Source organism: Hymenobacter profundi, from assembly GCF_019334315.1.
In the GTDB taxonomy this organism is placed as follows: domain Bacteria; phylum Bacteroidota; class Bacteroidia; order Cytophagales; family Hymenobacteraceae; genus Hymenobacter; species Hymenobacter profundi.
This window is the reverse complement of the sequence record NZ_JAHWGL010000081.1, coordinates 1-22055: the sequence shown is the minus strand read 5'-3', so window position 1 is coordinate 22055 and position 22055 is coordinate 1. Positions and strand designations below refer to the sequence as shown.

At 53.7% G+C, this 22055-nt stretch carries 21 protein-coding genes and 3 tRNA genes; 16 read left to right on the top strand and 8 right to left on the bottom strand.

What is annotated here, in order from left to right; all coding sequences use genetic code 11:
- Window positions 1-148 precede the first annotated feature (148 nt).
- From KYK14_RS16500 to KYK14_RS16480, 5 genes are all read left to right on the top strand, one after another.
- The gene (locus KYK14_RS16500) at window positions 149-1201 is read left to right on the top strand and encodes a lysylphosphatidylglycerol synthase transmembrane domain-containing protein (protein WP_219160367.1); all 1053 of its coding nucleotides are present in this window, start codon (window positions 149-151) and stop codon (window positions 1199-1201) included.
- The gene (gene rfaE2 / locus KYK14_RS16495) at window positions 1188-1676 is read left to right on the top strand and encodes a D-glycero-beta-D-manno-heptose 1-phosphate adenylyltransferase (protein ID WP_219160365.1); all 489 of its coding nucleotides are present in this window, start codon (window positions 1188-1190) and stop codon (window positions 1674-1676) included. The genes KYK14_RS16500 and rfaE2 overlap by 14 nt, the downstream gene beginning before the upstream one ends.
- 15 nt (window positions 1677-1691) lie before the next feature.
- Entirely contained in the window at window positions 1692-2387 is a 696-nt protein-coding gene (locus KYK14_RS16490; RefSeq protein WP_246601892.1) for a zinc metallopeptidase, read from the top strand.
- 189 nt (window positions 2388-2576) lie between these two features.
- Window positions 2577-3716, top strand: coding sequence for an acyl-CoA dehydrogenase (locus KYK14_RS16485; RefSeq protein ID WP_185281888.1), 1140 nt, complete (start codon window positions 2577-2579; stop codon window positions 3714-3716).
- 158 nt (window positions 3717-3874) lie between these two features.
- Window positions 3875-4798 carry a helix-turn-helix domain-containing protein gene (locus tag KYK14_RS16480; RefSeq protein ID WP_185281889.1) on the top strand — a complete coding sequence of 308 codons (924 nt, stop codon included), beginning with the start codon at window positions 3875-3877 and terminating at the stop codon, window positions 4796-4798.
- A gap of 114 nt (window positions 4799-4912) precedes the next feature.
- Here the strand turns inward: KYK14_RS16480 and KYK14_RS16475 are convergent, their stop codons facing one another.
- The 3 genes from KYK14_RS16475 to KYK14_RS16465 are packed head-to-tail and all read right to left on the bottom strand — an operon-like array spanning window position 4913 to window position 6745.
- Complete coding sequence (locus KYK14_RS16475; RefSeq protein WP_219160373.1) at window positions 4913-5677, bottom strand: geranylgeranylglyceryl/heptaprenylglyceryl phosphate synthase; 765 nt, start codon at window positions 5675-5677, stop codon at window positions 4913-4915.
- Window positions 5655-6365, bottom strand: a complete 711-nt coding sequence (locus tag KYK14_RS16470) for a hypothetical protein (protein WP_208308828.1) — start codon at window positions 6363-6365, stop codon at window positions 5655-5657. Before KYK14_RS16470 ends, KYK14_RS16475 begins: the two co-directional genes overlap by 23 nt.
- Window positions 6366-6370: 5 nt before the next feature.
- Window positions 6371-6745, bottom strand: a complete 375-nt coding sequence (locus KYK14_RS16465) for a phage holin family protein (protein ID WP_185281891.1) — start codon at window positions 6743-6745, stop codon at window positions 6371-6373.
- 151 nt (window positions 6746-6896) lie between these two features.
- On the opposite strand from KYK14_RS16465, the gene KYK14_RS16460 reads away from it, so the two are divergent.
- A complete protein-coding gene (locus KYK14_RS16460; RefSeq protein ID WP_219160363.1) occupies window positions 6897-8033 on the top strand; it encodes a J domain-containing protein in 1137 nt (378 codons plus the stop codon).
- Window positions 8034-8089: 56 nt separating this feature from the next.
- On the opposite strand, the gene KYK14_RS16455 is transcribed toward KYK14_RS16460, so the two are convergent.
- Window positions 8090-8162 (bottom strand) — tRNA-Phe (locus tag KYK14_RS16455).
- A gap of 221 nt (window positions 8163-8383) precedes the next feature.
- Between KYK14_RS16455 and KYK14_RS16450 the strand changes: the two genes are divergently transcribed.
- From KYK14_RS16450 to KYK14_RS16430, 5 genes are all read left to right on the top strand, one after another.
- Window positions 8384-9760, top strand: coding sequence for a 4Fe-4S dicluster domain-containing protein (locus KYK14_RS16450; protein ID WP_219160358.1), 1377 nt, complete (start codon window positions 8384-8386; stop codon window positions 9758-9760).
- A 155-nt stretch (window positions 9761-9915) separates the two neighbouring features.
- Window positions 9916-10776, top strand: coding sequence for a (Fe-S)-binding protein (locus KYK14_RS16445; protein ID WP_219160371.1), 861 nt, complete (start codon window positions 9916-9918; stop codon window positions 10774-10776).
- A gap of 143 nt (window positions 10777-10919) precedes the next feature.
- Window positions 10920-11411: a hypothetical protein gene (locus tag KYK14_RS16440; RefSeq protein WP_185281895.1), complete on the top strand. Its 492-nt coding sequence runs from the start codon at window positions 10920-10922 to the stop codon at window positions 11409-11411.
- Between the two features lie 128 nt (window positions 11412-11539).
- On the top strand, window positions 11540-13477 hold the full coding sequence (locus KYK14_RS16435; RefSeq protein WP_219160356.1) for a CHU_0125 family OmpA-like outer membrane integrity protein: 1938 nt from the start codon (window positions 11540-11542) through the stop codon (window positions 13475-13477).
- Between the two features lie 199 nt (window positions 13478-13676).
- On the top strand, window positions 13677-14606 hold the full coding sequence (locus KYK14_RS16430) for a proline and serine-rich protein 1 family protein (RefSeq protein WP_219160348.1): 930 nt from the start codon (window positions 13677-13679) through the stop codon (window positions 14604-14606).
- A 160-nt stretch (window positions 14607-14766) separates the two neighbouring features.
- Here KYK14_RS16430 and KYK14_RS16425 read toward each other — a convergent pair whose 3' ends face one another.
- Window positions 14767-15243: a DUF4293 domain-containing protein gene (locus tag KYK14_RS16425; RefSeq protein WP_219160346.1), complete on the bottom strand. Its 477-nt coding sequence runs from the start codon at window positions 15241-15243 to the stop codon at window positions 14767-14769.
- A 96-nt stretch (window positions 15244-15339) separates the two neighbouring features.
- Here KYK14_RS16425 and KYK14_RS16420 point away from each other — a divergent pair, with 96 nt between their 5' ends.
- From KYK14_RS16420 to KYK14_RS16405, 4 genes are all read left to right on the top strand, one after another.
- Window positions 15340-16539, top strand: a complete 1200-nt coding sequence (locus KYK14_RS16420) for a thiolase family protein (RefSeq protein WP_185281899.1) — start codon at window positions 15340-15342, stop codon at window positions 16537-16539.
- 95 nt (window positions 16540-16634) lie between these two features.
- Window positions 16635-17423: a tRNA pseudouridine(38-40) synthase TruA gene (gene truA / locus KYK14_RS16415; protein WP_219160344.1), complete on the top strand. Its 789-nt coding sequence runs from the start codon at window positions 16635-16637 to the stop codon at window positions 17421-17423.
- Between the two features lie 272 nt (window positions 17424-17695).
- A complete protein-coding gene (locus tag KYK14_RS16410; RefSeq protein WP_219160369.1) occupies window positions 17696-19396 on the top strand; it encodes an ABC transporter ATP-binding protein in 1701 nt (566 codons plus the stop codon).
- A gap of 129 nt (window positions 19397-19525) precedes the next feature.
- Complete coding sequence (locus KYK14_RS16405) at window positions 19526-20050, top strand: hypothetical protein (protein WP_219160342.1); 525 nt, start codon at window positions 19526-19528, stop codon at window positions 20048-20050.
- 66 nt (window positions 20051-20116) lie between these two features.
- Here KYK14_RS16405 and KYK14_RS16400 read toward each other — a convergent pair whose 3' ends face one another.
- The 3 genes from KYK14_RS16400 to KYK14_RS16390 form a co-directional block, all read right to left on the bottom strand.
- Window positions 20117-20803 carry an outer membrane beta-barrel protein gene (locus tag KYK14_RS16400; protein WP_185281902.1) on the bottom strand — a complete coding sequence of 229 codons (687 nt, stop codon included), beginning with the start codon at window positions 20801-20803 and terminating at the stop codon, window positions 20117-20119.
- Between the two features lie 151 nt (window positions 20804-20954).
- Window positions 20955-21028 (bottom strand) — tRNA-Pro (locus tag KYK14_RS16395).
- Window positions 21029-21137: 109 nt separating this feature from the next.
- Window positions 21138-21211, bottom strand: a tRNA-Pro gene (locus KYK14_RS16390).
- Between the two features lie 293 nt (window positions 21212-21504).
- Here KYK14_RS16390 and KYK14_RS16385 point away from each other — a divergent pair.
- On the top strand, window positions 21505-21870 hold the full coding sequence (locus KYK14_RS16385) for a T9SS type A sorting domain-containing protein (RefSeq protein ID WP_185281903.1): 366 nt from the start codon (window positions 21505-21507) through the stop codon (window positions 21868-21870).
- The last annotated feature ends 185 nt before the right edge of the window (window positions 21871-22055 follow it).

The following is a 22055-nucleotide window of genomic DNA, read 5'->3' as shown; positions in this document are numbered from 1 at the left end:
TGCTAGACCAGAACGATTGCTATAGTATAGTAATGACTCGTTCTCACGTAGAAAGGTCCTTCGACACTGGCTTGATGCGCCACATGCTCAGGATGACATTCTTTTTCTGATAATTAGTAACTCGCAACTTCTAAACGGACCCAACTTGATGAAGAAACTACTCAATGTTCTGAAATACGCGCTGCTGCTGGCCTTTTCGGCGGCTATGATGTGGTACGCAGTGCGTGGGTTGAACTTGAGTAGGGTAGGCGAGTCTATTCTGCAAGCCAACTATTGGTGGCTGGGCCTGACGCTGGTGTTGTCGGCGCTAGGCTATTTCAGCCGGGCCTACCGCTGGAAAATGCAGATTGATGCCACCGGCTACCACCCATCTTACTGGGAGGTGTACCACGCCATGATGGTAGGCTACCTCGCCAATCTGGTGCTGCCCCGCCTGGGCGAAGTGTTGCGATGCTCGGTGCTACGCCGTACCAGCGGGGTGCCGGTGCAGGTAGGGGTAGGCACCATGATTACGGAGCGCATCATTGACGTAGTAGTGCTAGGATTGATTCTGGGCGCCACGCTGCTCTTGGCGTTCAACAAATTTTGGAGCTTTGCTACGGGGCTCGTAACCGACAAATACGACACACTGGGGCAAAGCAAGCAGACGCTTATTGCGTTGGCTGTTATTGGCTTAGGGCTGGGCCTTGTCTCAGTCTATTTGTTGTGGCGTAATTTGGAACGGCTGCGGCAGCATCGGGTATTTGGCAAAGTACTCAGCTTTGTGAAAGGAATGTTAGCAGGTGTTTTCAGCATTCGCCGGATGCCACACAAGGGCATCTTTCTGCTGCACACCGTCTTCACGTGGGTAGTGTACTTCCTGATGGGCTACCTGGCATTTTTTGCCTTTCCGGCCACTCAGCACTTGGGGCTGGTAGCGGCGTTGGCGGTGCTCACCTTCGGCACGTTTGGAATGGCTGCCCCAGTACAGGGTGGCTTCGGTGTATACCATGTGCTAGTACAAAGTACGTTGCTGGTTTATGGTATTTCAAAAGAAGATGGTATCGTGTACGCCTTGGTGGTGCACGGCTCGCAAACGCTTCTGGTGGTGTTGATGGGCGGCATCAGCTTCGCCCTGAGTATGGTACAATCGGGCCGGGCGGGCCGCCAGGTATCTGCGAAACCGCAGGTCGCAAGATCCCCCGCGCATGTTGTGGAGTAAAGACAAAATTCTGAGCTTGGAGGCAGCTATAGCCCAGCGCGCCGTTTGGCGCACCAGCAACAGCCGCGTGGTATTCACCAACGGCTGCTTCGACCTGCTACACCTAGGCCACGTCGACTACCTAGAAAAGGCTCGGCACCTGGGCGATGCGCTGATAATTGGCCTCAACACCGACCAATCGGTGGGCAATCTGAAACCTGGCCGGCCGCTGCAAGACGAAATGGCACGTGCTCGCATCCTGGCGTCGCTTTTGTTTGTGGATGCCGTGGTGCTCTTCGACGAGCCTACCCCGCTGGCCCTGATTGAGCAGCTTCAACCCGATATTTTGGTGAAAGGCGACGACTATACAATCAGTGGAATTGTGGGCCACGAAACGGTGTTACAAAACGGTGGCGAGGTACGTACCGTACCGTTGGTAGACGGGTACAGCACTACCCGTATCGTCGAACGTATCCGCCAACAGTTTCAACCCTAACGACTCCCTTGTACGATGTTCCACATAACGCCGATGTATTTCCTGATTATTCTGGCCATGATTGTGAGTGGCCTGATTCAGTGGCGCTTGCGCAGCAAATTTGCTAAGTATGCCCAAGTAGGCCTGCAATCTAACTTGTCGGGCCGGCAGATTGCTGAGTTGATGCTGCAAGACCATGGCATCACCGACGTCCGCGTCATCTCTACCCCTGGCAAGCTCTCCGACCACTACAACCCCACCGACAAAACGGTGAACCTGAGCGAAGCCGTGTACGAGGAGCGTAGCGCCGCTGCGGCTGCCGTAGCGGCCCACGAGTGCGGCCACGCCGTGCAGCACGCCACGGCCTATGCCGCGTTGCAGTTCCGGTCGGCTATGGTGCCAATGCTCAGCTCCGTTTCTAAGTACATGACCTGGATTCTGCTCGCGGGTATTTTCATGCTGCAAACTACAGCCATACCACTTTGGATTGGTATTGCGCTGTTTTCGCTTACTACCCTGTTTAGCTTCGTGACCCTACCCGTAGAGTTCGACGCTTCGCGTCGGGCTTTGGCCTGGATTGACCGCCGGGGCATTGTAACGCAGCAGGAACACGCGATGGCAAAAGACGCCCTGTGGTGGGCAGCTATGACGTATGTAGTGGCTGCACTGGCCTCATTGGCTACGCTGCTCTATTATGTAAGTATTGCCATGGGTGGCCGCGACCGGCGTTAAGGTAGCACGTAACCTCGCATTATACTATTGTCTAAAGGAACCCTCTGCCTATGGCGGAGGGTTTTTTAGTGCCCGTCTATTTTCTCTAAGGAAGCATAAATAGGAGAAAAATTAGGCCATTCGCCATGTCGCTAACGTTTGCGGAGTAAATTTGATGTCTGAATTCCACCCCACCCACATTACCAGAGTATGAATTTTCAACTGACCGAAGAACAATTAGCCGTACAAGCTGCTGCCCGCGATTTTGCTCAAAGCGAATTATGGTCGGGCGTGATTGAGCGCGACGAACACCAGAAGTTTCCTACAGAGCAGGTTCGCAAGATGGGCGAGTTGGGCTTTATGGGCATGATGGTCAGCCCCGAGTACGGCGGCAGCGGCCTCGATACCGTGTCCTATGTGCTGGCTATGGAAGAAATATCGAAAGTAGATGCCTCCTGTTCCGTCATTATGTCAGTAAATAACTCGCTGGTGTGCTGGGGCTTGGAGAAGTACGGCACCGAGGAGCAGAAGCAGAAATACCTCACCAAGCTAGCGTCCGGCGAGCAAATTGGCGCCTTTTGCCTTTCTGAGCCCGAAGCAGGTTCCGATGCGACCATGCAGCGCACCACGGCCGAAGACAAAGGCGATTACTACCTACTAAACGGCACCAAAAACTGGATTACCAACGGCTCGTCAGCTTCTGTGTATTTGGTTATCGCCCAAACCAATCCTGAACTGAAGCACCGTGGTATCAACGCCTTCATTGTAGAGAAAGACACACCCGGCTTTGTAATTGGTCTGAAGGAAAATAAGCTTGGCATCCGTGGCTCCGATACGCACTCCTTGATGTTTACTGACGTGCGCGTACCCAAGGAGAACCGGATTGGTGAAGATGGCTTCGGGTTTAAGTTTGCCATGCAGGTATTGGCGGGCGGCCGCATTGGTATTGCCGCACAAGCACTGGGTATTGCATCCGGTGCGCTAGAGTTGTCGCTGAAATACGCGCAGGAGCGAAAGGCTTTCGGCGTTGAAATCTCTAAGCACCAAGCCATACAGTTCAAGCTAGCCGATATGGCTACCAATATCGACGCGGCCCGCCTGCTCTGCCTGCAAGCAGCCAACGACAAGGATAACGGACAAGACTACGCCAAATCAGGGGCTATGGCCAAGTTATTCGCATCCAAAACTGCTATGGATACGGCCGTAGAAGCAGTACAAATCCATGGAGGATATGGGTTTGTGAAGGAATATCACGTAGAACGCTTGATGCGCGATGCGAAAATTACGCAGATTTACGAGGGAACTTCTGAGATTCAGAAAATTGTAATCTCACGCGAACTATTAAAATAACCATATATGTTGTCTAATTTTGAGATTTATTGTACAAAACTTAGTGATGTTAAGTTTTTGTTTTCGTTTTTGTGAATTTTTATATGTTTATTTGCATTGTCTAGAAAAAGACCTACTTACGTCTGGTATTAACACAATATAGCACCTCCCCCTAAGAAATGGAAGATTACAATAAAGTGATTGAATCACTGGGAGTTCGTTACATCAAAGCGAAAAATCTGGTATTGCAGCAGCCCTTCACTGTTCGTAATTCCTATGATATGGGGAACAACCTTATTCTATTACATAAGGGCCGCATCGCTTTTGGTGATGAGGAACAAGTAATAGAAGAAGGCGAAATGTTGTTTATTCCAGGTGGTCGGGCTACACGGGTAAGTTATGGCCAGAGCGGCGGTAAGCTCATTAGCAACGACGACCTGATTACCAACAAAGACAAGTTCTTTCATTCCAACTCTGACCTCGACCTGATTGGTGACGCTGAGGAAAGCCACAGCTTTGTGAGCTTTGAAGCCAAGGTGTTTGACTCGGTTAACTTCTTCTCCTCGCTGGATGTACCGGCCTTCGTTATTTCCAACAACTCCAAGTTGGCCAATTTGGTCATCAAGGTAGTAGAGGAAAGTCTACAGGACCTCCCCGGCCGTGAGCGACTGATTACGATTTACACCGAGAATATTGTAGTGGAAATCGTGCGTTACATCTTGAAAAACAAGATGTTCGTGGAACAGCTCGCTACTAACAGTACCTACTTCAAGGATCCGCGCCTCATCGACCTGTTCAACTATATCAAGGAGAACATCGGCGGCGACTTGTCCAACAAGGTACTTTCGGGCGTGGCAAACGTGAGCGAAGATTACGTGGGCCAGTACTTCAAAATGCTGACCGGTATCAATCCGCAGGACTATATCGAATACCAGCGTATGGAGCGCGCCGTATTCCTGCTGCGTACCACGAAGAAGAGCATCCGCGACATCGGCAAAGAGGTAGGCTACAAGGATACCGCGTATTTCTGCCGTCGTTTCAAGATGATGTTTGGTATTCCCGCTGGTAAGATGCGCCGCCGTGAGTCGGCTATGAACATCTAATTATAGATTTTATCGGATTCCACGGATTTTGTGGACGCTTGATATGCAACCAACGCAACAACGCCCGGCCTTAGGCCGGGCGTTGTTGCGTTATAGAGGTAGTGATTTAGGGAATTACTCCGCAAGCGAAGCGTTGAAACTGTGCACGAGTTGAGCCATTTCAACTAAGAATCCTGGGTCTTTTTCAATCTGATTGCCTACCACCAACACATCGGCGCCAGCAGTGAAGGCGGCGTGTGCTTTCTCGGTAGTATTGATGCCTCCGCCTACAATAAGCGGAACATCTACGGCTGTTCGCACGGCGCTAATCATGGCTGGTGTGATGGGCTGGAGCGCGCCGCTGCCCCCATCCAGAAAGATCAGCCGAAGACCTAATTGTTCGCCTGCCATAGCGGTGCAGGCCGCAATGGCAGGCTTGTCGTAGGGTAGGGGAGTGGTACCACTCATGTAGCTAGCGGTGGTCTGCCGGCCAGTATCTACTAGCATATAGCCGGTAGGCAGGATTTGCAGGCCACTCTGCCGGAGCGCAGGCGCGGCAATAATGTGCTGCCCGATAAGAAACTCCGGATTGCGGCCCGAAATCAGCGACAACAGCAAAATTCCATCGGCTTGCGCGTCTAGGTGCAGGCTATGGCTTGGAAACAGCACCACAGGCACCGGGCTACGGTGCTTTATAAAATGAATGAGGGTAGCCTGGTGCGTTGTCGTCACCAAGCTACCGCCCACAAAAAAGTAATCTATTGGATGTTGTTCACTTAGCGTTAGCAACCGCTCGCAACCTGCTTGGTCTAGCTGGTCGGGATCGAGAAGTACGGCCAGCGCCTTCTGGCCGCGCAAGCGACGGGTTACAAACGTATCATATAGCGGGTCGAGGCGCATGCGCGTCGTCGTCGTGAAAGGTAAAGTCAATATCCCGGACTTCTGGCTCGGGAGAAGTGGCAAGGTCGGGATTTTTGACCATAGGCAAATATTCTCCTACCTTTTTCGCAGCGTAGGCCATTACCACAGCCGTGGCCTGTGCCATCAGCATCTTGCCGGTATCTGATTTCAGAAAGGCTTGTACGCCATCGGCAACAATGGACGTGAAGCCTGAATCTTCCTCTTCAGGTTCTGGGGCATGGTAGTTGGGCGCGGCGAACTGGGTGGGCCGTGGTGGAAGCGGAGGAAATGGATCGGCTTCGGGCGCGTCGGTGTGGTATACGTCGGGAGCCAGTTGGGCCGGACGACCATGGCTATGCGAGGCCGTAAGCGGTGCGCTGCCAAAGCCCAGATCGTCGCTTACAGCGCCTACCCCCAGCGGAGCGCCAGACTTCAGGCGCTTCTTTTTCTTTCGGTTTTTGGAACCTGTGCCCAGCTTTTTGGCCGATGACTTGCTGCTACCAAATACCTTGCTCAGCAGCCATACGCCACTGGCTACCCCTGCCCCAATAAGCGCAATTTTGCCTACTTTCTGGGTTTTAGCTTTGATTTCCTCGACGTCGCCCATCAGGGCACGCTCGTATTCCAGTTTCTGCCGCTCCAGAAACTCTTTTTCGTTTTCGAATAACGGATTATGTAGCTCAGCCATGCGGATTATGCTTGACGCTTATCAGATTTGTAGATCGTGTTATCCAGCAGCTTGTCGGCCACTCCTTGAAACACTTTTTTATCGACGCCGACCAAGAAGATGATGAGCAACAATAGGTAGAAACCTGCCACAATGCCGAAGCCCCAAAACGGACTATCGAGCGCCGAGTTGAGCGCCAGGCCGGCAAAAACACTCACGAAAATGAGAAAAAACAGGCCAATTACGGCCAGCGTAATGCCATGAGCCGCACCCACAAAGGCTGTTTTTGCTTTTTCCTGGGCTTCTAGCCGAAGAATATCGATACGCGTATCGAGGTAGCCTTTCAGATTGCCGAAAAGGCTATCGTTGTGGGGTGTTTTAGCGTCGTTGTTGAAGGCCATACGGCGGAAAGAAAAGATGGCAGATGGGTAAAGCTAGTAGCAAAACGCTGATTTAGCCGTTAGGAAAGCGGATCAGCCAAATGGTTTGTCATACGCAAAAGCAACTATCACGTCTGAGTTTTGCGTTATTTTTACTGATAACTCCCGCACTTTGAGTCAGAATCACTATCACGTACTGGGCGTGGCGGCCACTGCTACACCCCAGGAAATAAAAGCAGCGTACAAACGCTTGGCAGTGCGATATCATCCGGATATGCACGGCGGGAGTGCACAGTTCGAGGAGGAATTTAAAGCTGTGGCGGCCGCCTACCAGGTGTTATCGGACCCCGGCCGTCGTGCCACCTACGACCATCAACTGCGCATGGCTGTACGCCGGGCCGAGGAGCAGCGGCGTGCCCAGCACTACCGGGCGCACAGCCAGCACGTGTACGGCGTGCCCATGCCGCCGCCCGCCCCCCTGCGTACCCGCCCACCCGCCGGCTCCGCTGAGCGGTACTACCGTCCCATTCCCAAGCGCCGCCGTTTCACCCGCCGCGACTGGTGGCTCCTGACAGGTTTTATTGTGGGGCTGGTGCTGTTTTGCGTATCAGTGAAAGTGACGCTGGATTATGTGTCGGCTACCCGCAACTACCGCTATGGTCTGCGTGCCTATACCAACCGGCAGTGGAAAATTGCGCGCAGCTATTTCACGAGTGCTATTGCTTTTCGTCCTACCTACGCCGCGGCACACCGGCGCCGGGGCGAGATTGAGCACTACATCAACCACAATTACGCCGCTGCCCGGGCCGACTACCAGGTAGCGTTGGCGGAAGAGCCAACAGGGAAAGGCGCAGCTGCTTTGTGGGCGCGGCTGGGGCAGTGTGAGGTGCAATTAGGGCTTTCGCAAGCCGCTGCTACTAGCCTTACCCGCGCGCTGCAACAAGACTCTTTGCTGAGCGATGCCTACCTGCTACGGGGTGAAATCCGGCTATTTGAGCAACGACAGTTTGCAGGTGCTATCCAGGATTTCTCTACCGGCTTGCGGCAACGAACCGCCGCGGGCTGGTCGGTAGATGTGAAGCCCCTAACCTATCGCGGGCTAGCTTACTACAAGCAAGGCAACTACGCCGCCGCCCGTACTGACTACCGGCAGGTGCTGCTTATCACTCCGCAGAATGGGCAGGTGCATTTCCTATTGGGGCGGTTGGCACAGCAGGAAGGCAATACCGGGGCCGCGTGTGAATTTTTTCGTCGCGCCGTGCGGTTGGGATATCTCTATGCTTCGGAGGCAGTGCAGGAGTGTCAGTAACAAACCCGTATTAACGAAAAAGGCCTTCCTGCTCAGCAGAAAGGCCTTTTTCGTTGTGGTAACAGTTGGAATCGAACCAACGACACCAGCATTTTCAGTGCTGTGCTCTACCAACTGAGCTATGTTACCAGCTTCCCGGTAGCGCTGAGCGCCTTGGGAGGCACAAAAGTAGTAAAGAGATTGAGGAATACAAGCGCTGATAAAAAAAATATGCTTGAGTGGTTTTCGTGGGCGAGTTTGCGTACTCTAGAACCACTGACATCGTGCAGCCGAAAAATCTTTCCAGCGAAAAGGGTAAATTTGTTAGGCATAACGAGTATTTTTCGGTCCCACCAATTCCACTCTATCCCGTGACCATCCAGAACATTATTTTTCTTCTCGTTGTCCTCGCCGGCTTTGGGCTGTTTGCGTGGCAGGTGCGAAAGATTCGCGCCAACATCTCTCACGGCCGCGACCGGGATATGTCCGGCGACGTAGGCGAGCGGCTTAAGAAAACATTGCTTGTGGCCTTCGGGCAACAGAAGATGTTTAAGCGCATCACACCGGCGCTGCTACACCTCATCGTGTATGTTGGTTTTCTGGTCATCAATATCGAAGTCATTGAGATTGTTATTGATGGTTTATTCAACACACACCGGATTCTAGGTTTTACGGGTGGGTTCTACAATGTGCTGGTTGCTACCAACGAGGTGCTGAGTGCCCTGGTTATTGTTGCCGTAATCGCGTTCTGGTGGCGGCGCAATCGGAGCGAGCCCGTACGGCGCTTCCGCGGTACCGAGATGCGCGCCTGGCCTAAACTCGATGCCAATCTTATTCTCTACATCGAGGCAGCGCTGATGCTGGCCTTATTCCTGATGAACACCGCTGACCTGAAGCTGCATCAGGTGGAGAATGCCTATCTGCCGGGCGTCTACCCTATCAGCGGCTTTCTAACGGGTCTGCTACCGGATAATGCTGCTACACTACTCGTGCTGGAGCGCATAGGCTGGTGGGTGCATATTGTAGGCATCTTGTTGTTTCTAAACTACTTGCCAAGTAGTAAGCATTTCCACATTATCATGGCTTTCCCGAACGTATACTTCTCGCGGCTAATGCCGCAGGGGCAGTTCTCGAACGTGGACAGCATCACGCATGAGGTGAAGGCCATGATGGACCCCACCTACCAAGTACCTACCCCTCCGGCCTCGGAAGGTGCCGAAGCAGCCCCTACTACCTTCGGGGCAAAGGATGTAAACGACCTGGCTTGGACCAACCTGTTGCACGCCTACTCCTGCACAGAGTGCGGCCGTTGCACCTCAGTGTGTCCGGCTAACCTGACGGGCAAGCTGCTTTCGCCGCGTAAAATCATCATGGACACGCGCGACCGGATGGAGGAGAAGTACAACTCGCCCCTCATTTTCAATCCGGCGCTCTACGGCCCTGCTGCCAAGCACGAGCCGCAGGAACAGCTCGACAAGGAAAACCACACGCTGTTGCGCGGCTACGTGACGCCCGAGGAGCTGTGGGCCTGCACTACCTGCAATGCCTGCGTGGAGGCCTGCCCAGTGAATATTAACCCGCTAGAAAGCATCATTGAGATGCGCCGTTTCCTGGTACTGGAAGAGTCGGCGGCGCCCAACTCGTTGAACGTGATGTTCTCGAATATTGAAAATAATGGTGCGCCTTGGGCCTTCTCGCCCTCCGACCGCTTCAACTGGGCCGATGAATTGTACGTGGCAGAAAAATAGCCGCTTGCTATTGTCTACCAACTGTTAGCGCCAGTAGCTAACAACGGACGAAATCAATCTTTCTCTAAAAAAAAGAATAGCTGACAGCCCTTAGCTAACAGCTTCCCAACCATATGGCTGAACAAACTGCCAAACGCCAGATAAACGTACCGTTAATGTCTGACTTCGCCGCCCGTGGCGAGGAACCCGAAGTGCTGTTCTGGGTAGGCTGCGCCGGTGCTTTCGACGACCGGTACAAGCGCGTAACCCGGGCCTTTGTGCGCATTTTGGAGCACGTGGGCGTGAAATATGCCGTGCTGGGTATGGAAGAAACCTGCACCGGCGACCCCGCCAAGCGAGCCGGCAACGAGTTCCTGTTTCAAATGCAGGCCATGCAGAATATCACCACGTTCGAGGGCTACAACGTGAAGAAGATTGTGACGGCCTGCCCGCACTGCTTCAACACCATCAAAAACGAGTACCCGGCGCTGGGCGGCAATTACGAAGTGATTCACCACAGCACCTTCTTACAACAGCTCATTGATGAGGGTAGGGTGAAACTGGAAGGTGGCGAGGCGTACAAAGGTCGGCGCATCACCTTCCACGATTCCTGCTACCTGGGCCGCGCCAATAACATCTACGAAGCGCCGCGCGCCGTGCTCGAAGCCCTAGATGCCGACCTGGTAGAGATGAAGCGCAGCAAAGCCAACGGTCTATGCTGTGGTGCCGGCGGTGCCCAGATGTGGAAAGAACCTGAGCCCGGTAAGAAAGACGTCAACATTGAGCGCACCGAAGAGGCTCTGGCTACCCTCGACGGCAACGCCGAAGCGCTGGCCCGCATCCAGGGCAAGGAAAGCGGCAACGAAGGCGCTACCCCTACTCCCAAGCCAAACGACCAGGGTAGCATCATTGCTGTGGGCTGCCCATTTTGCATGACCATGATGGCCGATGGCGTGAAAAACAAAGAGCGCGAAAATAACGTGCAGGTGTTCGATCTGGCTGAGCTAGTAGCTTCAGCCGAAGGCCTAAACGCGTAGATTGTCGTTCTGCGCAGCAAGCAGAATGATCAGAATGACACTCCTCTTTCACAGCCCCGACGGAACTTCCCGCCGGGGCTGTTACTTTGTCAATAAAAACAAGCGGTGTACGTTATAGAAATACCGTTTTTGCTACTTCGCTTATGTACGTTTCTTTCGACCAACTGCCGCCCGAGGCGCGCATCTGGATATACCAGGCCAACCGGCCTCTGACCGATACCGAGCTAGCGCGTGTGCAGCCCGCTCTGGCGCAGTTTGCTACCGCCTGGACCAGTCACGGCCGCACCTTGCACGCCTCGGCTGCTATTCTGCATCACCAGTTTTTGGTTATTGGCTTGGATGAGGCCGTAGCTGATGCCAGCGGTTGCTCCATTGATGCCTCCGTGCGGTTTGTGCGCGACCTGGAAGCCGCTTTGGGTGTGGAGCTACTGGAAAAATCACGGCTGGCGTTTCTGGTCGATGGCGAGGTGCGCTTGCTTGATCGGCGTGAGTTGCGCACGGCCGTAGCCGAAGGCCAGCTCCGCCCCGATACGCCCTACTTCGACAATACCATTGCCCGGCACGCGCAACTGGCACAGGCGTGGCCCGCACCGGCTGCCGAAACGTGGCTGGCGCGGTATTTTGCGGGGAAATAATGCGAAAGTAAAGCAGTGAGGCGCTGGGCTGCATCCGCGCTATTTACCCCAAAACCTAGTATACTTGTCTAAGCCGCGCTAACCGGCCGGCTTTCCTCCCTTATTTCTTGCCTACCGGCAATCTATCCATGCGAAAACTTATTTACTTGTGTGCTGTAGCCGGTTCGGCGGGATTATTGGGTGGCTGCGCTACGGCGGGCGGTGGAAGTAAGGCCGATAAGCGTTTCACGCGCGGCGAATATGAGCCAGCTATTGAATTGTATAAGAAGGACTTGGCGAAAGGCCGTAATACGGGTTACGCCAATTTGCGTATTGCCGAATCGTATCGCCTCTCAAACCGCATAGGGGAAGCGGAACCGTACTACAAAGCTGCCCTCGATGCTAAAGTGCGTAGTGCCGATGCACCGTTTTATTACGCATCAGCCCTGAAAACCAACGGCAACTATGACGAAGCCACGCAGCGCTTCACAACCTACGCCGAAAATGGCAGCAACCGCACGCTGGTAGCCCGCGCCGAGTTGGAAGCCAAAAACAGCAAGCTGAGCCAAGAGCTAGCCGCTACCCGAACCCGTGACGAGGTGCAGCCCGTGGCTCAACTGAACTCAACTTCCTCTGAGTTTGGCGCTGCTTTCATGCCCCAAACCAAGGAACTGGTATTTGCGTCGGGTAGGGAAGGGAAAACGTATTTGGGCAATGGCTTAGGGTTTAACGATCTGTATGCCATTAAGTTTGACGACGAGAATGCAATGAGTGGCGGCACTGTGCGCAAGTTGGCCGCCCCTATCAACACTGCCGACATGCACGAGGCCAGCGCCACTTACACGCCCGACGGGCGCTTTATGGTGTTTGCGCGCTCCAACAACGGTACCAAGAAGCAGGCGAAACTCGGTTTGCAAAGCGTTGACTTGTATATGTCGGCCTACCAGAACGGAGCTTGGACGGAGCCGGAACTGGCGCGGGGCCTCAACAGCCGCTCGGCCGACGACTTTTCGCCCATGTTCTCGCCCGATGGCAAAACGCTCTATTTCGCCTCCAGCCGTAGTGGCGGCCAGGGCGGTACCGATCTGTATAAGGCGGAGCTAAGCGAAAATGGCCGTTTCTCACCACCCGAAAACTTGGGTGAGCAAATTAACACGCCCGGTAACGAAAGCTTCCCGTCCGTGGCGCCCGATGGCTCGCTCTACTTCTCCTCTGACGGGCATGCCGGCTTGGGCAAGCTCGATATTTTTGTGGTAGAGAAAGGCAAAGTGAAGAACCTGGGCGCGCCCATCAATAGCCCCGGCGACGACTTCGCGCCCTACCTACTCACCAATAGCACAGGCCTGTTTGCATCGGACCGCAGCGGCGGGCAGGGCGCCGATGACCTCTACTCCTTCAAGCGCAATATGTTTAAGGACGTGGTCTTCTTCGTAGATGGTACTGTGCAGGCGCGTCCGGCCAAGGGTGGTGCCATGCAACCCCTCGGTGGTGAACCGGTAGCAGTATATGCAAAGGGGCAAAAGTTGCAGGACGTGACGGCCGACGCCAATGGGAAATTCAGCCTGAAGCTGGATTCGGCTACAGCCTACTCGCTGGTGGCCGAGCGCACGGGCTACTTCACGGCCCGCCAAGGTGTGACGACGGTAGGCAAGCGCCCCCCGCAAGACCAGCTCACCAACGACCTGACGGAGATTCGCATACCCGTGACGCTGACGCTGACCGAGATTGTGAAGAACAAGGCGATTGTGGTCGAAAACATCTTCTACGACTATGACAAAGCGAACATTCGCCCTGATGCAGCCGTGGAACTGGATAAGCTGGTAGAAACGCTGACGGACAACCCGAAAATCACCATCGAACTCAGCTCCCACACCGACTCGCGGGGTAAGGATGCCTATAACCTGGCCCTTTCGCAACGCCGGGCCCAGTCGGCTGTGGACTATATTATATCGAAAGGGATTGAAGCAAACCGAGTGACGGCCAAGGGCTACGGCGAAACTCGACCCGTCATCAAGAACGCTAAGACAGAAGCCGAGTATCAGCAGAACCGCCGCACCGAGTTCCAAGTGACGCGAATTGCAGACTAGTAGGTAAACCGCTCATTATCAGAAAAAAGTCTCGGCAAATTGTCGAGACTTTTTGTATTTTAGGTCAGCTGTAAGACAGATAGAGCCACGAGGCAGCCGCAAAAAAAGAAAGCTGGATTTGGCACAATACTTGGCTTTTATAGAACGTAATTGTTTTGCAGTCTGCTTTCTCTTCTCTCCTCCTCTGTTCTCTACTGCCATGAAAAAGCTCTTATCTGCTTTTGCTTTGCTACTGCTCCTGTTGCTAGGTGGAGAGCTACGAGCGGCGCCGGCTGTAGTTAACTTCTCGTCGGAGCGCGGCGTGGCGTTTCAGTTGTTTTTTGATGGTCGCCCGCTCACGCAGCCCGGCGCCCGCGCCGTGCGCATCGACCGCCTGACGGCGGGCTTTCATTGGGCCGAGTTTCTGATTCCGACCGGCTACGGCCGGGTGGTGGCCTACCGCACCCGCGTGCTCCTCGACCCTGGCTTGGAAAGCAGCTATGTGCTGCTGGCGCGCCCCGGCTATGGGTTGCAGCTGCGCAAAGTGGCGGAAGCGCCCATCCGACGCGGGTATGCTATCGGGGAATCCGTTCCCTACCCACCCGCCACGCCCTACGGCCAATACTCCGACGACTACGGCTACCGTCGCAACGACAATGCCTACCCAAATGCTAGCCCCGCACCGCAGCCAGTACCAGGCGCGGCCTACCCCGGCGGCCACGGCTACCCTCCGAATACAGGCAACCAGCCCAGCAATTCGTACCCGACGCCCAACGCTCCCTACCCTAACCAAGCAGGTAGCCCTACCCCTAACTACCCCGGCAGCGGCGGCTACAACAACGCCACACGCTACCGCTCCCTCACGCAGACAGAAGTAACAAACCTCGCCGAGTCGATGCAGCGCACGGCTTCCGACGAAACTCGCCTGAGCCTAGCGCGCCAAACCATCAATCAAACCAGCATTCAAAGCAACGACTTGGTACGTCTGCTTCAGACGCTCAGCATGGAAGGCTCCCGCTTGGCACTAGCCAAATATGCCTACCCTTACGTAGCCGACCCCCAAAATTTCAGCCGCGTCTACGACGTTTTCGATTTTGAAGCCAGCATTCAGGAGTTGCAACGCCTAAGCGGTGCTATGCAACGGCCATGAGATAGGTAGGAAACCGTTAGGAATGACAAGGGCTTCCGCGATGCGCGGAAGCCCTTGTTTATTACGTCTATGTCATTCCGAGCGCAGCGAGAAATCTGGATTTATATACCTGTTGCCCAGATTTCTCGCTGCGCTCGGAATGACAACCTTTACTCACCACTTACCGCAGGCGGTCCATGCTACGCACCAGTTGCTCGTCGCGGCGGATGAAGCGGTTGGCCAGGATGTTCAGCAGCAGCGCGAGGGTAGGGAGGTAGAAGCCGGCATGAAAACTGCCCGTAAGCTTCAGGTTCAGCATTTGCTCGCCCAGGGTAGAGTAGTAATAGCTGGTGCCAATGGTGCCGAGCATGAACAATAGGTTCAGTAGGCCCAACTGCAACTGCCGCAAACGGCTGCGGTACTGGAAAATCTCGATGAAGGCTATAACCGCTGCGGCCGCTGCCAGCGCCGCAATCGGCCAGGTGCTGGTGGAGACGGACATACCGGGGTCAGAAGGAACATAGCCTAGTTCAAAAGCCGTGAGCACAAGGTGCTGCCCGGTGGTAGGATCAGTTTTGCTCCAAATAGGCAGAAATAAAACGCTGCCCATCGCCAGGGCCAGCAAAAGCAGGAATACGCTTTGAATTCTTTGTATCATCTTTGTAGTTGAACAGTTTTGGGCGGGTGCTAACAGGTACCGAAGCCGCAAAAGTAGCCAACAACGACCGGAATAACCGCACTTCCAACCCTTCTGATGTCCCAAGCATATATCGTGGACGCTGTCCGCACCCCGATTGGTAAATTTGGCGGCGCACTTAGCAGCGTCCGCCCCGATGATATGGCCGCGCACGTATTGCGCGAGCTGATGCGCCGCAACAAAAGCATCGACCCCGCCGCCATTGAAGACGTAATAATGGGCGCCGCTAACCAGGCCGGCGAAGACAACCGCAACGTGGCCCGCATGGCTGCTCTGCTGGCTGGCCTACCCCTGTCGGTGCCCGGCAACACCGTAAACCGCCTCTGCGCCTCGGGTTTGCAGAGCATTATGGATTCGTTCCGCGCTATTCGGGCTGGCGAGGGCGACGTGTACCTGGCGGGCGGCTCTGAGAACATGACGCGCGCTCCCTTCGTGATGGCGAAATCCGTCACGGCGTTCGGCCGCGATTTCACCGCCCATGATACTACCCTGGGCTGGCGCTTCGTGAACCCTAAGCTCTCGGCCATGCACTTGCCCTATACGATGGGCGAAACTGCTGAGCACGTGGCTGCTAAGTATGGCATCACGCGCGAGGAGCAAGACCAATTTGCCTACGATACGCAACGCAAATACAAGCGCGCCTACGAGAAAGGATGCTTCCGAAAGGAAATTGCGCCCGTATTCATTGCCCAGCCCAAAGGCGATACGGCGCTGTTTGATACCGACGAGCACCCGCGCCTGTCGAGCATGGAAAAGCTGGCTGCTCTGAGGCCGGCGTTTATTGAGAATGGCACCGTAACGGCCGGCAACTCGGCAGGCATCAACGACGGTGCCGCCGCCGTGCTGGTAGTAAGCGAAGAAGCCCTGAAGCGCTATGACCTGAAGCCGATGGCCCGCATTGTGGCGTCGGCTGTGGCGGGCGTCGATCCAGCTTACATGGGCATTGGGCCAGTGCCGGCCACCCAGAAGGTGCTCCAGCGCGCGGGACTGACCATGAACGACATCGACCTGATTGAGCTGAATGAAGCCTTTGCGGCTCAAAGCATTGCCTGTATGCGCGACTTGGAGCTGGACCCGGCTAAAGTCAACGTTAATGGCGGTAGCATTGCCATTGGGCACCCACTGGGCTGCGCCGGCGCCCGCATCACAGCCACACTGCTGCACGAAATGCAACGCCGCGAAAACGTCCGCTACGGCCTCGTAACCATGTGCGTAGGGGTAGGGCAAGGTGCTTCGGCTATTTACGAGAAGCTGTAACTGAGTCGGTTTTTGGTTGGTTGTTGTTGGTTTTTGGCCAGAGGAACACCTGTTTGTAGATAGCCAAAAACCAACAACAACCAACCAAAACCACGTTGCGCTACTTTCTTCACCTCGCCTACGATGGCACGCGCTTTCATGGGTGGCAGATTCAGCCGGGTACACTCACGGTGCAGCAGGAATTAGACCGATGCCTGTCGCAGATATTGCGGCAGCCGGTGTATTCGCTGGGCAGCGGCCGCACCGACTCAGGGGTGCACGCCAGCCACCAGGTAGCACACTTCGACGCGGAACTGCCCGAGGGCCTCGACCTTGATACGCTACTTTACCGCCTCAACCGCGCCCTACCTGCCGATATGCGGGGCTACTTGGTGCATCCGGTTCCGCCCACGGCGCACGCCCGCTTCGATGCGCGGGTGCGTACCTACGAGTACCACGTGCGCCTTGTGCCCGACCCGTTTGCGGCTCCCCATGCCCTCTACCTCGACCGTTCTCCCGATGTAGCGGCTATGAACGAAGCCGCCGCCTACCTCATCGGCGACCATGATTTTACGAGTTTCTCTAAGGTAGGAGGTAGCGAAAAGCACTACCGTTGCCTTTGCTACGAGGCCGGTTGGCACCCCACGCCGGGTGGTGTAGTATTCCGCATCCGGGCCAACCGGTTCGTGCGGGGTATGGTGCGGCTGGTAGTAGGCACCTTGCTGACGGTAGGCAAAGGCAAGCTGACATCCGACGAGTTTCGGGAGGTTTTTCAGTCGTTGAACCGGGTGCACGCCAGCGGCGCGGCCAAGGCGCAGGGGCTGTTTTTGTGTCGGGTAGAGTATCTAGCCGGGCTGGTGCCTACGGAGTTGCTACCTACAGGCCTGCCGTATTTTGCGGGGTAGGGCAATCATCTGTCATCCTGAGCATAGCGAATAGCGAAGGACCTTCTCACGCGTGAACGACGGTTATAACAACGACTCGTTCTGGCGTGAGAAGGTCCTTCGCTCCGCTCAAGATGACAGACGTATTTACCTTCATACATAGCAACGCATAACCTTCCCCGTATACTACTGGTTAGCTAATCGATTCCCCTTCAAGTTTATATTCCGTGGAGCAAACCACTACTGCCACCAAAACCGGCAATATCTTCGATTGGCAGGTGCTGAGCCGGCTGATGGCGTACGTGCGGCCCTACCGGCGCGTATTTTATTTCCTCATCTTCCTGACGGTTGCCACGGCGGCCCTGGGCACGTTGCGGCCCTTTCTGATCCAGAAAATGGTCGATGTCAGCATCGACCAGGGTGATATGACGGGAGTGAACCGCATGTTTATCTGGTTGATTGTTTTGCTGGTAGGACACACGCTGGTGAGCTATCTGCAAACCTACTACGGCGGCTGGCTGGGTCAGTACATCGTGCGCGACATCCGGGTAGACCTCTACAAGCACATCCTCGATCTGCGCCTGAAGTTTTTTGACCGCACGCCCATCGGGGTGCTCGTAACGCGCAATATCTCCGATGTAGAAACGCTATCCGACGTATTTAGTGAAGGGCTGGCAGCCATGATTGGCGACATCCTACAACTGGTGTTCATCATCGCCTTCATGTTCTATATTGATTGGCGCCTGACGCTGGTCAGCTTGTCTGTGATTCCGCCGTTGCTGTTCAGTACCTACGTGTTCAAGGAGAAGGTAAAGAAGTCGTTTCAGGAGGTACGAACGGCTGTGGCTAGCCTGAACTCCTTCGTGCAGGAGCACCTCACGGGCATGAGCGTGGTGCAGATTTTCAACAACGAGGCTCGCGAGCAACAAAAGTTCGAGAAGATCAACCAAGAGCACACCCGCGCCAACATCAGGTCTGTTCTGTACTACTCAGTGTACTACCCCGTAGCTGAGGTGCTGGGCGCCGTAGGTATCGGCCTGCTGGTATGGTATGCAGCGCAAGGGCAGATTGAGGGCACGATAACTAAAGGAGCACTGATTGCCTTTATCCTGTATAATAGCCTGTTTTTTAGGCCAATACGCCAAATTGCCGACCGCTTCAACACGTTGCAGCTCGGCTTGGTAAGCACGGAGCGTCTGTTGAAGCTGCTGGACAGCAAGGAGCTAATTGCCGACAACGGTACCTTCCTGCCTACTACCCTGCGCGGCGACGTCCGCTTCGACCACGTGTGGTTTGCCTACAACGAGGAAAACTACGTGCTCAAGGACATCAACTTCGAAGTAAAAGCTGGTCAGACCATCGCCTTTGTAGGTGCTACGGGTGCCGGCAAAACCAGCATCATCAACCTGCTCTCTCGCTTCTACGACATCAACAAAGGTAGTATCAGTATTGATGGGCACGACCTGCACGAGTACGACCTGAAGGCGCTGCGCCAGCAAATTGGGGTGGTGCTACAAGACGTATTTCTATTTGCGGGCTCCATTGCCGACAACATTACGTTGGGCAACAAAGACATTACAGAAGAGCAAATTTGGGAAGCTGCCGAGCTGGTAGGTGCCCGTCGCTTTATTGAGCGCCTACCCGGTGGCCTGCACTATCAGGTAATGGAGCGTGGTGCTACCCTCTCCGTAGGCCAGCGACAACTGATTTCCTTTGTGCGCGCCATGGTTTACCAGCCGCGCATTATTATTCTCGACGAGGCCACTTCCTCCGTTGATTCGGAGACGGAAGAGTTGATTCAGGAAGCTATTGACAAGCTGATGGAAGGCCGCACATCGCTGGTCATTGCGCACCGCCTCAGCACCATCCAGAAAGCCGACCGCATCATTGTGCTGGACCGGGGCGAAATTCAGGAATCTGGTACGCACGAGGAGCTGTTGCGGCGTGGTGGCTTCTACGCCCAACTCTACCAGATGCAGTATGTAAACGAATAGTATAGCTGTCCTTCTGAGCTTGCAAAGGATCCTATCATCTTGGAGTGGCAAATGTAGCAATGGCCCAATCTCATCTGATAAGATCCTTCACAGGCTCATGATGATATTTATCCTTCTCATTCACCTTCTATGACTCGTTGGCTTTTTTTAGGGTTGTTACTTGTGTCGCTAAGCGTGGCTGTGTGGTATGCCTACCTAGGCGGTTTCCGCAGCCCGGATGTGCAGCTCACGACCACTACCCAACCCATTTATTTAGCTGGTCGCTATTTCGAGGGCAAAGCAAATAGCACCGAGTTTGGCCCATTATTCCGGCAAGCTCAGCAGGCACTCGACAATGGCCAGCTACGTGGCGCGCTAGGCAACATCTACTACAGCGACCCAGAAGCATCCGACGATACCGTACGCGCCTTTGTAGGCCTGGTGGTAGCCGATACCACCTCCCAACAGTTGCCCCCCGGCTACCGTTACCGCACGTTCCCGGCCGGCCAGCGCGTGGTGCAGGCCCACCTAAACGCCAGCTACATGGTAGCGCCGGATAAGCTGTACTCCGGCGCGAAAAACTTTATGCAAGAGCAGAAACTGACTTCGGCTAAAATCTATTTGGAGCAGTTTCCCGCTGATGCACCAGCCGAGGTAATGGCTGTGGTGAAATGACAAGCATCGCACAAGAAAATACCCCGACAGTATGTACTGTCGGGGTATTTTCTTGTGCGATGCTTGTTAACTGCGACCTAAATAGATAGACCCTCCTATAAATAAAGAGCTTAAACCAAAGTTTGTATATAAAGAACTATTAGACCATTTAAATCCATCCTTTTTCTGCGTTATACGGTCATAACTCAAACCGTTTACAGATATTTCTATGCCTAGTTTCTTAGTAGGAAAAAATGTAATACCTGGAGATAGATTAGCATAAAATCCTTGTGAACGACCATTGTAAGAATATACCGAATTGCTATAATTACTATAATCAGAAAAATAGTTGTTTTTATATCCTGCTCCAAATTGTCCGAATAAGGCAAATTTATCTCCTATGAATTTGTAATAACGCGCAACGGGGCCCAGGGATACTATGCGTTCTTTTCTGCTACTGTTGCGCTCGTAGTTTTGATTTGAATCAGCAAAACGACCAGATTCAGCTTGTTCAGAGTTGCCGAAACTAACACCTGTATTTATTCCTATGGATAAATTGTCGCTTATGAAATAGCCTACAATAGGTTGAATGTTCAGTGAGGAGGTAGTGTAATTGCTATTTATCCCTATAGCTGTTGGTGGTATCTCATTTTTAACAGATGACCTTACGTAATTAAGCGCACCTCCTATTGAGACAGTACCAGCAGAAATTTGAGAATACGCATTGAGCGAAGCTATACTAAGTAGAGCCCCACTTAGAATTATTTTTTTCATAACGAAGAAAATTTATTGAATATATGCTGCTGCTAACGGTGTCGTAAAGCACATATTGTATAATATGTTTATTTATATATTTTGAAATAAAAACGGCCCGCTAAGCACAAAGCTTAGCGGGCCGTTTATTTTAGCTGGAATCAAAGAAAAGTCGGGGTGGCAGGATTCGAACCTACGGCCTCGTCGTCCCGAACGACGCGCGCTACCGGGCTGCGCTACACCCCGAGTTGCTGGTGCAGCCTGAGCACACAGCGTATCAGGAAAATTTTCGCTATCGGCCGAAAAAAGCCGCCGAACCAAAGTCCAGCGGCTTTTCGAGCCGTAAGCTCTTCTGTCGGAGTGGCAGGATTCGAACCTACGACCTCCAGCACCCCATGCTGGCGCGATACCAGGCTACGCTACACCCCGATAGAATTGAGCTGCAAAGGTAATAGAAGATTTGATATCACCGCAATTTTTGAAAGGAAATAAATGTTGTTTTTACATCTAAAAGCAAAGTATCTAGCGATGGGTTGGGAATGAGGTAGTTAGAGGGTAGCTATTCTTGGCAATGGTTTTGCTGTTAATCGAGGAGACTTACTAACTGTCGAGTCGCGAATAAATACAATTCGTACTTTTGTTTTTAAGTTATCATTGTACATGTTTAACGTAAAGGTGATATGAAAATAGTTATATCAATGCTGTCAAGCATACTTTGTTTGATGCTAGTCACTACTGCTAATGCCCAAACAGCCGCCAACCAGACAGCTGCCGCAGCGAAGGTTACATCGGAACCAGTTGCCTTGGTAACGGATAAAATGGAAGCTCCCGCTACCTCATCCGATGCCGTGAAGGTGAAGGCGGAAATAAATCCCGTTAGTAAGCGCCTAACTGTGCGTACGGATGTACCCGGCCCTGTTCGAGTGGAAATCAACGACGACGAGGGCCGGCCCGTGATGACCAAGGATATGATTTCGGGTGACAAGGCCGCCAACATCGACGTGAGCCGCCTACCCACCGGCTTCTACATTGTGCGTTGCACCAGCGGCGAGCGAAGCGGAGTCCGTCGCGTGCACCTCGGGCAATAAGGTGAGTTAGTGAAATAGCGAGTAAACAAACGCGCCTGTTATCCTGAGCTCTCGAAGGAGCTTATGCTAGTTGACATCGTGCTAACGACTCGTTTTAAAGCAATAAGGTCCTTCGAGAGCTCAGGATAACAGGCGCGTTTGTTTACTCGCTATTTTACCAGTTCACTACTTACGCCTCTTCGCTT